Raw genomic sequence first — 15841 nt, 5'->3', positions numbered from 1 at the left:
GATCGTTAGCAGAGCCAATCAGACAGAAGCCTAAAAGCAGAGTTTTGTAGGGAAATATAGAGGTTTCAGAGCATTCTGAAGGGTAAAAAAAACCGGCATCGCCAAGCTCGGATGAGCATAAACGATGCCGGGGAATAGGCAGAAATTAATGCAGTTTCAGACGCGGACGAATCACGCGGTTAATGCTGCCGACCAGCATCATCAATCCGGTTTTGCAGTAACCGTGCAGCGCAATCTGGTGCATACGATACAGGGAGATGTAGACCATGCGAGCTATACGCCCTTCAATCATCATCGAACCGCGCATCAGGTTGCCCATCAGGCTACCCACGGTAGAGTAGTTGGACAGAGAGACCAGTGAACCGTGATCTTTATAGCTGTAAGATTTCAGCTCTTTACCCTTCATCTGCGCCAGAATGTTGTTCAGTGCGCAGGTCGCCATCTGGTGCGCAGCCTGTGCGCGCGGTGGCACGAAGCCCCCTTCCGGACGGGCGCAGGAAGCACAGTCACCGATAGCATAAATATCCGGGTCACGAGTGGTTTGCAGCGTCGGCTCAACCACCAGCTGGTTGATGCGGTTGGTTTCCAGACCGCCAATCTCTTTCATAAAGTCTGGCGCTTTAATACCTGCCGCCCAGACCATCAGATCGGCCTTGATGTACTCACCCTCTTTGGTGTGCAGTCCGCCTTCGTCAGCGCTCGTGACCATGGTTTGCGTCAATACGCGCACGCCCATTTTGGTCAGCTCGCTGTGTGCAGCACCGGAGATGCGTGGCGGCAGCGCAGGCAGAATGCGTTCACCGGCTTCCACCAGCGTCACGTTCAGCGCTTCGTTGTTTAACCCTTTGTAGCCATAGCTGTGCAGCTGTTTGACCGCATTATGCAGCTCCGCAGACAGCTCAACGCCGGTTGCCCCGCCGCCGACGATAGCGATGTTAACCTTACCGTTAGCCCCCAGATTCGCGGAGTACTTGAGGAACAGGTTCAACATTTCCTGGTGGAAACGACGCGCCTGATGCGGGTTATCGAGGAAGATGCAGTGTTCTTTTACGCCCGGAGTATTGAAATCGTTCGAGGTACTGCCCAGCGCCATCACCAGCGTGTCATACGCCAGCTTGCGCTCAGGTACCAGCAGCTCGCCTTTCTCATCGCGCAGTTCAGCGATGGTCAGGGTTTTCGCTTCGCGGTTGATGTCCATCACCGATCCCAGCTGGAACTGGAAATGATGATTGCGCGCATGGGCCAGGTAGCTCAGCGCATCCACGCCTTCATCCAGAGAACCGGTTGCCACTTCGTGCAGCAGCGGTTTCCACAGGTGGCTATGGTTACGATCTACCAGCGTGATTTTCGCTTTTTTACCCCGGCCAAGCTTTCTACCCAGTTGAGTAGCCAGTTCCAGGCCGCCCGCACCACCACCGACAATGACAATTTTCTTGATTGGCGTAGTCATGAGACCCCTTAAAATTTATTAACCAATTGTTAATTAAAAGTTATAAATATAGCCTTTAATTAACAACAAGTTACTTACAAGAAACCATTCAGCTGCAATGAGAATAACATGAATGGTGCATTGGTCATACCAAAATTGATGTGCATCAAGTTTTATCGCGCAGAAGTTGAGCGGATGAAACTTCTGGCATGAAACCGCAAGGGAATGAGGTTAAAAAATAACAAAAAAAAGCCCCGGCTACGTTTGCGTAACCGGGGCCTTTCAGAGACGATTATCCGAGAGTTTTGAAGGCTTTTATCCGCTGTAGATGCGGCGAGATATTCTTAAACTTATGGCCCTGCTCTTCATCCCAGATGATTTCATAGTAGTGGTGCAGCATGCCTGCCGAGCGCTGACTGTCCAGCGCATCATCATGACGAGAGAGAATAGCCAGGCAACGATCGCGGTTCTTCTCGCGGAAGTTATTCACGCACTTGGTGGCAATGTCTGCGTACTCTTCCGGGCGGTCAATTTTGCCTTCCATGTTCTCATTCGGGAACAGGTTGGGGTTAAACACCACCTGACGGATATCACACAGGAACCCGATCCGCTCGGCCCAGAAACCGCCAAGCCCAACGCCGCAAATCAGCGGGCGTTCATCAGCGCTCAGCTGCAACATCTTGTCCACTTCCTTAAGCAGATGCTGCATATCGTGTTTCGGATGCAGCGTGCTGTAGCTGATCAACCGCACGTCCGGGTCGATAAACTGCAGTTGCAGCACCTTTTCATGATTGCCTGGGCTATTCGAGTCAAAACCGTGTAAATAGATAATCATCGTATCCTCACCACATCAAAGCGTTTGATAACAACACATTACGTATTCATGGTGCTATAAGCGATCTTTCTGACTCACTCCCATCACTCATAACCACTAATTTTGTATGTATTCTAGCAGCTTGTGGTCTTCCTTCCTCGCCTTATTGATAATGTTGCTTGTTTTCTCTGTATACACCACACAGTTGGAAGGAATATCTTTATCGATATACGACATCGCGCCGATAGTTACGTTATCACCAATCGTTAGTCTGTCACCAACGATGCATGAATTAGCGCCGATACTGACATTGTCACCAATGCGAATCATCCTTTCGCCATAGTTGTTTTTCGTACCGATGGTTGTATTTTGCCTCATAAGCAAATTCTTACCGGCAACAACATTGTGAGAAACAACCACGCCATTATGGTGAGTTATCACGAAGCCGCCGCCAATTCGGGCGCCCAGCATTATTTCGGTGTTGTACTTTGTTTCCAGCATCCGGTTAATTTTCCGCGCAGTCCATCGCCTCAGGCTTCCGCCCTGGAAAAACAGACAGCTGGCGATTCGCCACCACACCACAAACCGTTTACCCGGCTGTCTCCAGCAGCGAAGCATAACCCTGCGCCACGTAAAAGGTTTTCTTCCCTTAAGGATGTCAGCACATAAGAAATCTTTCATTTCCTGGTAGTGGGTATTTGCCTCGCTTCCGCTCAATCTCACCGCAAAAAACAGCACCGTAACCATGACATATATACATAACATGAGATTCTTCTTAAAGTTAATAAAAAACCATCACATCATGCACGGGTTGGGTCTGGGTTTTGTGATTAGGGATGCTATTGATAAAAATGGATTTCAGCGATAAAAAAAGCGCGACCTTAATTTCGCCCGCGCCTCTTCATCACTATTTTGTTATCCCGCATCGGGATGGGTTATTGCGCTGCTTTTACTTCCTGCCAGCGCTCATGGAGTTGTTCGAGCTGAGCGCTCACCGTTTTCCAGCGAGAGGAGTCCATCAGTTCCTGACGGCTAAATGAGCCCTTGTGATACAACTTCGTCACGCGTTCAGCGTTGATCGGTGACAGGTTATCCAGCACGCTCACCGCGCCCTGGCGGTTATTACAAACGAGGATCATATCGCATCCGGCGTCGAGCGATGCCTGACCGCGCTCCGCGTAGCTGCCCATGATAGCGGCGCCTTCCATTGACAGATCGTCAGAGAAGATGACCCCGTCAAAGCCCAGCTCGCCGCGCAGCACGGTCTTCAGCCAGTACGGTGAGCCGCTGGCTGGACGCGGGTCGACCGCATCATAAATCACGTGGGCTGGCATAATGGCGTCCAGCGCATTTTCGGTAATCAGCGTCTGGAAGACTGCCATATCTTTGGCGCGGATTTCTGCATCAGAGCGCGGGTCATGCGGTGTCTCTTTATGAGAGTCAGCCGTCACAGCACCGTGGCCCGGGAAGTGTTTGCCCGTGGTTTTCATTCCGGCATCGTGCATACCGTTGATGAAGTGGCGCGCCATCACCAACGCTTTGTGCGGGTCTGCATGATAAGAACGTTCGCCGATAGCGGTACAGATATGGCCCACGTCAAGCACCGGCGCAAAGCTGATATCGATATCCATCGCGATCATCTCGCTGGCCATTAACCAGCCAGCATCTGCGGCCATGCGGCCGCCCGCCTCTTCGCCCAATACGGCGGCAAATGACTGCGCCGCAGGTAAACGGGTAAAACCTTCACGGAAGCGCTGTACGCGCCCGCCTTCCTGATCGACCGCCACCACCAGGTGATTTCGCGAGGCCGCGCGAATCTGGCGTACCAGTTCGCGCAACTGCTCAGGGTCATGATAGTTACGGGTAAACAGAATTAAACCGCCTACCAGAGGATGGGCAAGGATCTCACGTTCCTCGGCGTCCAACTCGTAACCTTCAACATCCAACATTACTGGCCCCACACGGCCTCCTTCTTATTCTGTAGCTGCCGCCAAATATCATTGGCCAGCGTGAAAAATTGTTCATCGCCGGTTTGCTGCCCGCGACATTCAAACCAACCCGCCATCAGTATCAGCACCCACGGCCGCCAGCGTAGTACCTGCCGCCAGAGAATTTCTGGCGCCATGTGCGCTCGTGCCGCGTAGACCTGCGTGAGCTGATAGCGGTGTCTATTGTCATCCGTCCACACCGCCGCCAGCTCCAGCGCAACGTCACCATCACCCGCATATTCCCAGTCGATAAGCCGTAGGCCCTGCGCCGTATGCACAATGTTACCGGCATGAACGTCCATATGCAGCGGAGCCAAGCGCAGCGCACGCGGCTCGCCCTGCTTACGCAGGCGCTGTAAGCAACGCAGCCAGAATGGCGTACGTCGCGCCGGGGCGCACTGCTGCCAATACTGTTCAAGCAGCGGCAACAAGGCAAGCTGCCAGCCAAACCGAGGCTGCTGGTGTAAATCATACAGGAGAGCGGCGAGAGGACGCGTTGCCGGGAGCACGCTTTTTATCTCACCGGCTAAAAATTGAACCGCCATCCAGCCGGGCGTATAAAAAACCGGCTTCGGTGCCAGCGTCGCCGGTAAACGGCATAGGGCGTGATACTGACGAAGAAAATCGCTTTCCGGCGCGTCAGGCGCATGATGCTGGCGTAACACCAGCCGCCGTTCGCCACCCTGAAGGATACAGCTGCTGCCGCTCAGCCCCGATGTCCCGGGGCTGGCGTCGATGCGGTAGTGCGGAAAATAGCGTGACAGCACGGCGTCACGCGTAAGCTTATTGTTGCGCAACCGCACCCTTTCCTGACCAGACAATTTCACCGGTCTGCACCATCATCAACTGCATTTGCAGGGTTGGTGAATTGACGTTGCCGGTAGCATTGGAATATAGAACGTACTGCGCGCCAACGTTGCGGGCAATGCCCATCGCTTTACTACGCGTACCGAGGCTATCCTGCGGCGACAGGCCAAGCTGTTGTTTTGCGACAGCCAGCTGCTGCGGAGAAACCAGGGTGAATTTCGCGTTACCCGACAGCGCATTGTGCAGCGCGGTAGTCGCTTCACCAGCATTCAATGAACCGTTGGTGCGGTTATTAACGCTATCTACCAGCAAAATACTGCCCGCGTTAACGCCAGCGGCCTGCAGCATCTTACCCACCAACGGCTGCGCGGCGCCATTCCAGTCGTAATGCCGCACGCGAGGCGTCGGCTGAGCTGGCGCTTCCCCACCGTGCTCAATCGGCCCAGGCTGCGACGGAACTGTCGGCACGGTCGGTACCGTTGGCACCGGTTGTTGCGGTTCAGTTGGCTGCTGCGGCTGTTGTGGTTGCTGCGGATTAACCGTATCAACCGGCGCCGGTTGCTCGCGAATCGTACACCCAGCCAGCAATATTGCCAGGGAAGCAATTAACGCATAGCGACCCAATTTACTCATTCCAGTTTACCCCTCACAGATAAAGATAAAGCCGGGCTTTATGCGCCCCTAAACCGTTGGCTGTCCCGTACAACGTAACCGATCCCTGAGGTGGGACCGTGATGCTGCGCGGCGCCTCTAGCGGGTGCATTTCCAGCCCTCTGGCGTCATACCAGTAAAAACGATAATGAACGGTGACCGGCTCTCGCCTTTCATTAAACAGCTTCGCACTGGCGGTGGCCTGAATATCCGACGAGCTGATTTCAGGCGATTGCGCGCTGATACCCGCCGCGAGGACATTCGACTCCATCACCAGCGGCTGCTGCTCACTGACGGCAATTTCCGGGCGCGAGTGGCACCCGGCAAGCAGCGTCGCGCAAAGCACAAGACCCAGACATCCCGATTTCATAGATTAGCCTTTATGCGCTAGCATTGGCCCCAGCGGACGTCCGCCCACCAGGTGCATGTGGATATGGTAAACTTCCTGCCCACCGTGGCGATTGCAGTTCATGATCAGTCGATAACCGTCATCAGCAATCCCTTCGTCACGCGCAATTTTTGCCGCCACGGTAATCATCCGACCCAGCGCCTGTTCATGTTCGGCGGTGACATCATTCGTGGTGGCAATCAGCGTATTCGGGATAATCAGAATATGGGTTGGCGCCTGCGGGGAAATATCGCGAAAGGCGGTAACTAAATCGTCCTGGTAAACGATATCTGACGGGATTTCGCGACGAATGATTTTGCTGAAAATTGTTTCTTCTGCCATTAGGAGTTCCTTTATTATTCTCATTTTCTGTCGGTAAAATCGTTACCGGCGAACAGGTTACATGCCGAGAGTATGAGCGAGTTGCAGCCTCTGTTTCAACCTGAATGCATTTTTTCTTACATCACCGCGGCCTTTACTTACGCACCCACTGGCCGTTGATGCCCTGAACGTATTCACCCAACTGAGCTTTGTCGATCAATTTCTTGCCCGCAAGCCTCGCCACCTCTTGCGGCGGCAGGTTATTGCTGAGGGCTAATTGCTGGTAACTTTCGCTGCGCGCCTGGTTGATTTTTTTCACCAATGCCAGCGTATCGTTATCCTGTTTAAGTGCCGCCAGATAACCGCTCTGCGTCTCGCCAACGCGCCCCTGCTGGCGCGCTTCCGTTAACGTTAACGCCTGCACCTGGGTACTTAACAGACCAAGCGCCAGTCCCGCGACAATCCCTATTTTCCGCATGGTCACCTCAGAATAAATCGCTACGTGATTTCAGCAAATCCTCAACGTCCTTATCGGCCTTGATGCGGATTTCATGCTCAATCTTCACATTCATATTGATGGTAATCGGCTCTTTCGGCGCCGCCACTTCGATGCGAGGTACGCATCCGGACAGCAGACCGCAGGCCATCACTCCCAGCATGGCGATGGGTAATTTCATTGTTGCTCCTTACATTCCGTGCCGCTGCGACACGGCGCACCGGGAAGGGTCGCGTGTTGCTCAAGCCATGACTGAAGTTTGTCGCCAAAGCGCAGGCTTCGCCACAAATCAAAAACATTCTCCTGGTGCGTATAGTTCAGCTGCACCGTACTGCGTTTTTCATCCATCACCCCGGTACCGGTGACGGCAGCCTGTAAGGTCAGCAGACCCAGGCTATCGAGGTTAATCCGTGTCCACGAGCGGCTAATTTCCAGATAGCGCAGCCAGTTGATAGCGGCGCCCGCGGCGATATTGTCATCGGCGACCGCATCGGCCGTGTCTTTATCCAGCCGCAGCGTCATTGGGCCAGGGTTATGCAGCCAGCCGTCTTTTATTATCCATTTGCTGTCGTTGAGCCACAGCGGCAGCGCGCCATCGACCGGGCCGGACATAGCGAACTGTTTCGGATTCACCGCGCTAACCAACTCACTCATCGAGATATGATGCAAACGCAGCAGCGCCGCGTCATGCTGCGGCATACGGAGCTGTTGCATGGTGATTTTACCGCCCAGCACATCAACGCTGACGTCGCTAAGCTGCAACGGTGAGTTTTCACTCCACGGCCAGGTACCCTGGAGGTCGGCGGCCACATTCCGCGCGGTCACCTGATTGACAATTTCCGCAATGCGCAGCGATACCGGGCGGCGCGTCCCCAACTGCCAGACGCCGCCTTTTAAACGAAACGGCAGCACAAAATCGACGCCGTTCACTTCGTTATCCGGCATCCACGCGCTGCCGTTGCGCAGCACACCGTGCCCACCGGCTTCAAAACCTTGCCCGGCAGCGGCAGAGAACGCCACCTGAGCGTAAAGCGAACCGTCGCGCAGCTTCATTTTCCAATCTGGCGGCACCAGCGGCTGGAATACCGTCAGCGACTGTTTCGGCCACCAGGCATTGCCGCGTAGACGTTCGCCATCCCAACGTCCGTTGACCTGAATGGGACCAATGGCCTCCGCTTTTAGATTACCTTTGAACTGGAAGAAGGTCGGATCGCGGCCATCAACGCTAAAACTCAACGCGGAGGCAGGCAACACGCTCCCGCCGGTAAAGCGGGTTTCATTCGCATCCAGCGCCAGCGTGCCGGTAAAGGAAGGATGCTGCTCATTGCGGATCCAATGGATAGGTTTTTCCAGCGTCAGTCGCGGCTTATCGATGGTCATGGTGCCGTACTCGAGCTTGTCAAAACCGGTCGACAGCGAATTCAGGACAATCGCGCTATCGCGCCATTCTCCGGTACCGGTGACATCCCAGCGCGCCTGCATCGGGGTAAAGTGCCCATCCCCCCAGTAGCGCCACTGCCAGGTGCCTTTATCCGGCATAAAATTGTCGGCCTTACCATCAAGATGTAAGACAAAATCACCGGTTTGCTGTTCATGGGCACGTAAAATTGCCTGCAGGCGGCCATCAATGCCCTGCGGCGATATTTTCACCCCGGCCAGCGGCCAGCGCACATCGTCAATATTTAAGGCATCAATAACCCGGCCGCGCGATCGCAGCAACGCCCCGGGCTGGAAGGCAAGCTGCGGCGCCATCAGTGGGCCACTCAGATGCGCAGGCAGCCTGGCGTAGAGGATCAAATCCCCCTGCTTCGCTTCGCCGGTCAACTGTAATGGCATCTCGCTGTTGTCCATGCTGAGCGTTCCCGGACCGACGCTTAACACCGCGTTCCCCTTACCGGCATCCCCGGAGGTTAAAACATTCAAGCGACCGGTGATCAGCGTTTTATCGATGCCTTGCTGCCAGTTTTCTAACTTCACGCCTAAACGTCCGCTCAGCGGTATTCCCGCTTGATAAGGCCAGCTCCAGCGGCCATCGCTGATGGTGAGCTGCTGTTCGGTCAGGAGCCACGGGAAATCCACCAGCGGTTCATCTTCACCGCGGGCCATCATCACCAGTTGCCCCTGGTTTCCGTCCCAGTTCAGTTCGGCATCAACCAGCGAAGGCACCTGCGGCACCTGAAGAGTGGATTCCAGATGACCTTTAACCGGCAGGCCATCCGGCACCAGCGGCATGGTGAACTCACCCAGTAGCTTCACCGGCTGTTCACCGTCGATAAGGCTGGCGTGGAATTCACTGACCGTCAGCGCCTGGCCGTGTAATCGCGCATGCAGCGTGACCTGCTCGCCCTCATATTGCAGATCCTGACGCTGGGCGGTGAGTGAAACGTTCAGTTTCCCCTGCCATTTTTCCCACGGCGAAATGCTCAGCGAATCAATAGAAAGCCAGGTATTGGGCAGCATCGACTGCCATTCAGCAAGAGTGCGCGGCGCGCCGGGTACGGCATCGTTTTGCGGCAGTTTGGCAAAACAGACGGAATTGAGGTTAACCGAGGCCGCGTGCAGCCGCCAGCGGCTGGGGTGTGACAATGTGACATCTTTAAGCGTCGCCAGCTCGCAGTCCCCGGCAAGATAGCGTAGGTCAGGAATACGCAGCGCCGAACGGGTTAAGCGCGGGCTGTCGTTAAGGGCAATGCGGGTTCCCGCCGGAAGCCAGATGCCCACCAGCGTAGGGACCCAGTACCCCAGCGTCATCAGCAACGTTAACGGCAGGAGTATTAAAAGCAGGAGTAGCGCAATAACGGCTTTATATTTACCCTTCATGGGTGCAGTAATATCCAGTTTAAGCAGGCAGTCATGCCGGACCACACAGCGAGCGGTCCAAAGGCGCATATTGTGTCATGTCAGACCAGAGAGTGAAAGCCGCTGTCATGGTATTAAGCGTAGCTGCTATAAAATAAAATGCGTGTAATTTCAGTTGATTCTGATTGAGCGTATCGGTTTCGCTCCCACTTCTAAAGCGCGTATACTGGTGATAGTTTCCTTACGTAACTTTAGCATTCAAAACATTTTTACATTTTGTATGATTATTTGAAATATGCTAACTTGACTCTAAAATCATCGGAGAAAAGTCTTATGAAAATCGCCGTTTACAGCACAAAGCAGTACGACAAAAAGTATCTGCAGAATGTGAATAAGGCCTATGGCTTTGAGCTTGAGTTTTTTGACTTTCTATTAACGGAAAAAACCGCAAAAACCGCACATGGCTGCGAGGCTGTCTGTATTTTCGTTAATGACGATGGCAGCCGTCCGGTACTGGAAGAGTTAAAAAAGAATGGCGTGAAATACATCGCCCTGCGCTGCGCGGGATTCAACAACGTTGACCTTGACGCCGCAAAAGAACTTGGCCTGCGCGTGGTGCGCGTTCCTGCTTATTCACCGGAAGCGGTAGCGGAACATGCCATCGGTATGATGATGACCTTGAACCGTCGTATTCACCGCGCGTACCAGCGTACTCGCGACGCCAACTTCTCGCTGGAAGGTCTGACCGGTTTTACCATGTATGGCAAAACTGCTGGGGTTATCGGTACCGGTAAAATTGGCATTGCCGCCCTGCGCATTCTCAAAGGTTTCGGTATGCGCCTGCTGGCGTTTGACCCGTATCCAAGCGCGGCGGCGCTGGAGTTGGGCGTTGAATACGTTGATTTACCGACGCTGTTTGCCGCGTCTGACGTCATTACGCTTCACTGCCCGCTGACCGAAGAAAACTACCATCTGTTGAACACCAGCGCCTTCGAGAAGATGAAAGACGGCGTGATGATCATCAACACCAGCCGTGGCGCGTTGATTGATTCGCAGGCCGCGATTGAAGCGCTGAAAACGCAGAAAATTGGCGCGCTGGGGATGGACGTCTATGAAAACGAACGCGATCTGTTCTTTGAAGACAAGTCTAACGACGTCATTCAGGATGACGTGTTCCGTCGCCTGTCTGCCTGCCACAACGTGCTGTTCACCGGCCACCAGGCCTTCCTGACCGCCGAAGCGCTGACCAGCATTTCGGAAACAACGCTGGAAAACCTGAGCCAAATCGACGCTGGCGCAGACTGCCCTAACGCACTCGCCTGATACGTCATGCTCCCTGGCGCCCGCTGGGGAGCATTTTCAGATAAGCCCCGCAGACATTTTCCGCAGTACAGTTAGACTTCCAACTCATTCACCACATGAATTTATAAGAAGTTTAGTGCCATGAAGAAAATCGTTTTCCTGCTGGCGGCAGCGACTATGCTCGCCGGATGCGTCTATAACAGCAAAGTGTTTACCGGTGGCGATCGGCTACAGCATCACCGCTTTGTGCTTGAAAGTGTTAACGGGAAGCCGGTACAGGGTGAGAATACCCCGATGGATCTGAGCTTTGGCGAAAAACAGCCATTGCTGAATAAGATTTACGTGTCAGGCGCGCTGTGCAATCAGTTTTCCGCGATGGCCACGGTGACGAATGGCGAGCTGAGCGCTCCCGATCTGGTTATGACGCGTAAACTGTGCCGCAATGCACAGCTTAATCAACTCGATGCCACGCTTGCGACTATGCTTCGCCAGGGCGCACAGGTGGATTTAACCGAATCGCAGCTGACGCTGGCCACGGCTGACCAGACGTTCGTCTATAAACTCGCCGATCTGATTCACTAGCGGTTAATAGCTGCCGCAGGTGCCTCCCGCCAGGGACTGCTCGCTGCAGCGCTTACCGTTAGGTAACGCGCACATGCCAATGCTGGATCCATCAAGTTGACGCGCAGCCGAGAGCGTTCCACCAATCATGGCGCAGTTTGCATCACCTGAACTCGACATCGCCGCTCTCATCCCCGGCGTGACGTGTGCCGCAGTAGCCTGCTGAACAGGTTCACTGCTGCACGCGGACAACAACAGCGCCGCACACCCAACTAAAAACGCAGCTCGCATCACTTCCCTCCGAATCGCAAAAATAAGAACAAACCTAAGCATCATAGGCATCACCGCGCGACACGTCGAGAGACCAAACGCGCATTTATGCACTGTAGAAACATTTTCTGGCAATTTTGTTGGCGGTAAACATTCACATCGTTGATATAGACCCCCACCAAGGACACAAAAGCAAAAATGATTCAGCGCGGGATTTGCTAAACTCCAATCAATACCATCGGCAAAATCGATGAGTTTATAAAGGATAAATTCCCGGTTTGCAGCAAGTTCGCGAACCTCTTTTTGCGCAATGTAAGGTGTCATAATCAATGATCACAATTGACGGTAATGGTGCGGTCGCCTCTGTTGCGTTCCGGACCAGCGAAGTCATCGCCATTTACCCGATAACGCCAAGCTCAACCATGGCTGAGCAAGCCGATGCCTGGGCGGGAAACGGTCTGAAAAACGTGTGGGGCGACGTCCCGCGCGTGGTAGAAATGCAGTCGGAAGCAGGCGCCATTGCCGCCGTGCACGGTGCATTGCAGACCGGCGCGCTATCGACCTCGTTTACCTCATCGCAGGGACTCCTGCTGATGATCCCGACGCTGTACAAACTGGCCGGTCAGCTAACGCCGTTTGTCCTGCACGTCGCCGCTCGTACCGTTACGACCCATGCGCTGTCTATCTTTGGCGATCACTCTGATGTGATGGCCATTCGCCAGACCGGCTGCGCGATGCTGTGCGCCGCGAGCGTACAGGAAGCACAGGACTTCGCGCTGATTTCGCATATCGCCACGCTCAAAAGCCGCGTGCCGTTTATTCATTTCTTCGATGGTTTCCGCACCTCGCACGAGATTAACAAAATCGTGCCGCTGGCCGATGACACCATCCTCAGCCTGCTACCGCACGAGGAGATAACCGCTCACCGTGCCCGCGCGCTGAATCCAGAGCATCCGGTTATCCGCGGAACCTCCGCCAACCCGGACACCTATTTCCAGTCTCGCGAAGCCACTAACCCGTGGTATGACGCGGTTTACGCTCATGTTGAACAGGCGATGAATGATTTCGCCGATGCCACCGGTCGCCATTACAAACCGTTTGAATATTACGGTCATCCGCAGGCCGAACGCGTGATTGTGATTATGGGTTCCGCCATCGGCACCTGCGAAGAGGTGGTGGATGAACTGCTGACTCGCGGCGAAAAAGTGGGCGTGCTGAAAATGCGCCTGTATCGCCCTTTCTCCGCTAAACATTTGCTACAGGCGCTGCCGGAAAGCGTGCGCAGCGTGGCGGTACTCGACCGTACCAAAGAGCCGGGTGCCCAGGCTGAACCGCTGTATCTCGACGTGATGACCGCGCTGGCGGAAGCCTTCAATCAAGGCGAACGTGAAACGCTGCCGCGGGTGATTGGCGGTCGCTACGGCCTTTCGTCGAAAGAATTTGGCCCGGACTGCGTACTGGCGATTTTCAACGAACTGACAGCCGCGAAGCCAAAACCGCGTTTTACCGTCGGCATCTATGATGACGTCACCAACCTTTCCCTGCCGCTGCCGGAAAACACGCTGCCGCCAACCGCACGGCTGGAAGCGCTGTTCTACGGGCTGGGTAGCGATGGCAGCGTCTCAGCGACCAAAAACAACATCAAGATTATCGGTAATTCCACGCCGTGGTTTGCGCAGGGCTATTTTGTTTACGACTCCAAAAAGGCCGGTGGCCTGACCGTGTCGCACCTGCGCGTTAGCGATAACCCTATTCGCTCCGCCTATCTGGTGGCGCAGGCCGATTTCGTCGGCTGCCACCAGCTGCAGTTTATTGATAAGTACCAAATGGCCGAGCGTCTGAAGCCCGGCGGCATCTTCCTGCTCAACACGCCGTACAGCGCCGATGAAGTCTGGGCACGCCTGCCGCAGGAAGTCCAGGCCGTGCTGAATCAGAAAAAAGCCCGCTTCTACGTTATCAACGCGGCGAAAATCGCCCGTGAATGCGGCCTGGCGGCGCGAATTAACACCGTGATGCAGATGGCGTTCTTCCATCTGACGCAGATCCTGCCGGGCGATAGCGCCCTGATGGAGCTGCAAAACGCGATCGCCAAAAGCTACAGTAGCAAAGGCCAGGATCTGGTTGAGCGTAACTGGCAGGCGCTGGCGCTGGCACGTGAGTCGCTGGCGGAAGTGCCGCTCCAGCAGGTCAATGCCAGCAGCCCGAATCGGCCACCGGTGGTGTCCGATGCCGCGCCTGATTTCGTCAAAACCGTCACCGCCGCGATGCTGGCGGGCTTGGGTGATGCGCTGCCGGTTTCCGCGCTGCCGCCTGACGGCACCTGGCCGGTAGGCACCACGCGCTGGGAAAAACGTAACATTGCCGAAGAGATCCCTATCTGGAAAGAAGATCTCTGTACCCAATGTAACCACTGCGTCGCCGCCTGCCCGCACTCGGCGATCCGCGCAAAAGTGGTGTCTCCGGATGCCATGGAAACTGCACCGGCTTCCCTGCACTCGCTGGACGTAAAATCCCGCGATATGCGCGGTCAGAAATACGTGCTGCAGGTCGCTCCGGAAGACTGCACCGGCTGTAACCTCTGCGTTGAGGTGTGCCCGGCCAAAGATCGTCAGAATCCGGAAATCAAGGCTATCAATATGATGTCGCGCCTTGATCACGTTGAAGAAGAGAAAGTGAACTATGACTTCTTCCTCGACCTGCCGGAAATTGATCGCAGCAAGCTTGAGCGCATCGATATCCGTACTTCGCAGTTGATAACCCCGCTGTTCGAATACTCCGGCGCCTGCTCAGGCTGCGGCGAAACGCCATATATCAAACTGCTTACCCAGCTGTACGGCGACCGAATGCTGATTGCCAATGCAACGGGCTGTTCGTCTATTTATGGCGGCAACCTGCCCTCCACGCCGTACACCACCGACGCTAACGGTCGCGGGCCTGCGTGGGCCAACTCGCTGTTTGAAGATAACGCCGAATTTGGCCTGGGCTTCCGTTTAACGGTCGATCAGCATCGCCAGCGCGTGATGCGTTTGCTGGACGGCTTTGCCGAACAGATCCCCGCCGAGCTTAATGCGGCGCTGCACGCAGAAGCGACACCGGAAGTTCGTCGTGAACAGGTGAATGAGCTGCGTAAGGCGCTGGCAGGCGTTGACGGCGCCGAAGAGCTGCTGACCGACGCCGACGCCCTGGTGGAGAAATCCATCTGGCTGATTGGCGGCGATGGCTGGGCATACGATATTGGCTTTGGTGGTCTTGACCACGTGATGAGCCTGACCGAGAACGTCAACATTCTGGTACTCGATACCCAGTGTTACTCCAACACCGGCGGCCAGGCCTCGAAAGCCACCCCGCTCGGCGCGGTGACGAAATTTGGCGAACACGGTAAGCGTAAAGCGCGTAAAGATCTCGGCGTCAGCATGATGATGTACGGCCATGTTTACGTGGCGCAGATCTCGCTAGGGGCACAACTTAACCAGACGGTGAAAGCGATTCAGGAAGCCGAGTCTTATCCGGGGCCGTCGCTAATCATCGCCTACAGCCCATGCGAAGAACACGGCTACGATCTGGCGTTAAGCCACGATCAGATGCGCCAGTTGACCGCCACCGGCTTCTGGCCGTTGTTCCGCTTCGACCCACGTCGTGCTGACGAAGGCAAAATCCCGCTGGCGCTGGACTCTCGTCCACCATCTGATGCCTTAGCCGAAACGTTGATGAACGAGCAGCGCTTCCGTCGTCTGAATAGTCAGCAGCCAGAAGTGGCTGAGCAGCTGTGGAAAGATGCCGCCGCTGACCTGCAAAAACGCTACGACTTCCTTGCGCAGCTGGCTGGCAAAGCCGAGAAAGCAACGCCACAGGAATAAGCATCACGCGTTATTCCGCAACCATAAAAAAAGCCCGAATCATTATTCGGGCTTGTTATTTTAATAATAACCAAAGAAATAAACGACACACGGCAACAATCATTGGTTGTGTGACAAAAGGCATATAACCGCCGTAGATTACGCCCGCCCTTACCATT

Annotated in this window: 15 protein-coding genes; 3 read left to right on the top strand and 12 right to left on the bottom strand. The window is 54.8% G+C overall.

Annotated features, from left to right (window positions below; all coding sequences use genetic code 11):
• Positions 1-145: 145 nt before the first annotated feature.
• The 11 genes from LZ634_RS05410 to LZ634_RS05360 all read right to left on the bottom strand — a co-directional run bounded on the left by LZ634_RS05410 (position 146) and on the right by LZ634_RS05360 (position 9714).
• Positions 146-1450 (bottom strand): NAD(P)/FAD-dependent oxidoreductase, encoded by a 1305-nt coding sequence (locus tag LZ634_RS05410; RefSeq protein ID WP_234502840.1) that lies wholly within the window; start codon positions 1448-1450, stop codon positions 146-148.
• 271 nt (positions 1451-1721) lie between these two features.
• Positions 1722-2264 (bottom strand): alpha/beta hydrolase YcfP, encoded by a 543-nt coding sequence (gene ycfP / locus LZ634_RS05405; protein ID WP_234502839.1) that lies wholly within the window; start codon positions 2262-2264, stop codon positions 1722-1724.
• A 96-nt stretch (positions 2265-2360) separates the two neighbouring features.
• Positions 2361-2990, bottom strand: coding sequence for a serine acetyltransferase (locus tag LZ634_RS05400; protein WP_234502838.1), 630 nt, complete (start codon positions 2988-2990; stop codon positions 2361-2363).
• 188 nt (positions 2991-3178) lie between these two features.
• Entirely contained in the window at positions 3179-4204 is a 1026-nt protein-coding gene (nagZ, locus tag LZ634_RS05395) for a beta-N-acetylhexosaminidase (RefSeq protein ID WP_234502837.1), read from the bottom strand.
• A complete protein-coding gene (gene thiK, locus LZ634_RS05390; RefSeq protein ID WP_234502979.1) occupies positions 4192-5034 on the bottom strand; it encodes a thiamine kinase in 843 nt (280 codons plus the stop codon). The genes nagZ and thiK overlap by 13 nt, the downstream gene beginning before the upstream one ends.
• On the bottom strand, positions 5015-5662 hold the full coding sequence (lpoB, locus tag LZ634_RS05385; protein ID WP_234502978.1) for a penicillin-binding protein activator LpoB: 648 nt from the start codon (positions 5660-5662) through the stop codon (positions 5015-5017). The genes thiK and lpoB overlap by 20 nt, the downstream gene beginning before the upstream one ends.
• 22 nt (positions 5663-5684) lie before the next feature.
• On the bottom strand, positions 5685-6059 hold the full coding sequence (locus LZ634_RS05380; protein ID WP_234502836.1) for a YcfL family protein: 375 nt from the start codon (positions 6057-6059) through the stop codon (positions 5685-5687).
• Positions 6060-6062: 3 nt separating this feature from the next.
• Positions 6063-6419 (bottom strand): purine nucleoside phosphoramidase, encoded by a 357-nt coding sequence (gene hinT / locus LZ634_RS05375; protein ID WP_234502835.1) that lies wholly within the window; start codon positions 6417-6419, stop codon positions 6063-6065.
• Positions 6420-6552: 133 nt separating this feature from the next.
• Positions 6553-6876, bottom strand: coding sequence for a YdbL family protein (locus LZ634_RS05370; RefSeq protein WP_234502834.1), 324 nt, complete (start codon positions 6874-6876; stop codon positions 6553-6555).
• A gap of 7 nt (positions 6877-6883) precedes the next feature.
• Complete coding sequence (locus tag LZ634_RS05365; RefSeq protein WP_234502832.1) at positions 6884-7075, bottom strand: YnbE family lipoprotein; 192 nt, start codon at positions 7073-7075, stop codon at positions 6884-6886.
• The gene (locus tag LZ634_RS05360) at positions 7072-9714 is read right to left on the bottom strand and encodes a YdbH family protein (RefSeq protein ID WP_234502830.1); all 2643 of its coding nucleotides are present in this window, start codon (positions 9712-9714) and stop codon (positions 7072-7074) included. Before LZ634_RS05360 ends, LZ634_RS05365 begins: the two co-directional genes overlap by 4 nt.
• Positions 9715-10026: 312 nt before the next feature.
• Between LZ634_RS05360 and LZ634_RS05355 the strand changes: the two genes are divergently transcribed.
• Positions 10027-11016 carry a 2-hydroxyacid dehydrogenase gene (locus LZ634_RS05355; RefSeq protein ID WP_234502828.1) on the top strand — a complete coding sequence of 330 codons (990 nt, stop codon included), beginning with the start codon at positions 10027-10029 and terminating at the stop codon, positions 11014-11016.
• 120 nt (positions 11017-11136) lie between these two features.
• Positions 11137-11577, top strand: a complete 441-nt coding sequence (hslJ, locus tag LZ634_RS05350) for a heat shock protein HslJ (protein WP_234502826.1) — start codon at positions 11137-11139, stop codon at positions 11575-11577.
• A 3-nt stretch (positions 11578-11580) separates the two neighbouring features.
• Here the strand turns inward: hslJ and LZ634_RS05345 are convergent, their stop codons facing one another.
• Positions 11581-11847 (bottom strand): DUF333 domain-containing protein, encoded by a 267-nt coding sequence (locus LZ634_RS05345; protein ID WP_234502976.1) that lies wholly within the window; start codon positions 11845-11847, stop codon positions 11581-11583.
• Between the two features lie 308 nt (positions 11848-12155).
• On the opposite strand from LZ634_RS05345, the gene nifJ reads away from it, so the two are divergent.
• Complete coding sequence (nifJ, locus tag LZ634_RS05340; RefSeq protein ID WP_234502825.1) at positions 12156-15683, top strand: pyruvate:ferredoxin (flavodoxin) oxidoreductase; 3528 nt, start codon at positions 12156-12158, stop codon at positions 15681-15683.
• Positions 15684-15841: the final 158 nt, after the last annotated feature.

It is taken from the genome of Kluyvera intermedia (assembly GCF_021440345.1).
GTDB classification, from domain to species: domain Bacteria; phylum Pseudomonadota; class Gammaproteobacteria; order Enterobacterales; family Enterobacteriaceae; genus Kluyvera; species Kluyvera intermedia_A.
The sequence above is the reverse complement of the archived record's forward strand: the minus strand, read 5'-3'. Positions and strand labels throughout refer to the sequence as shown.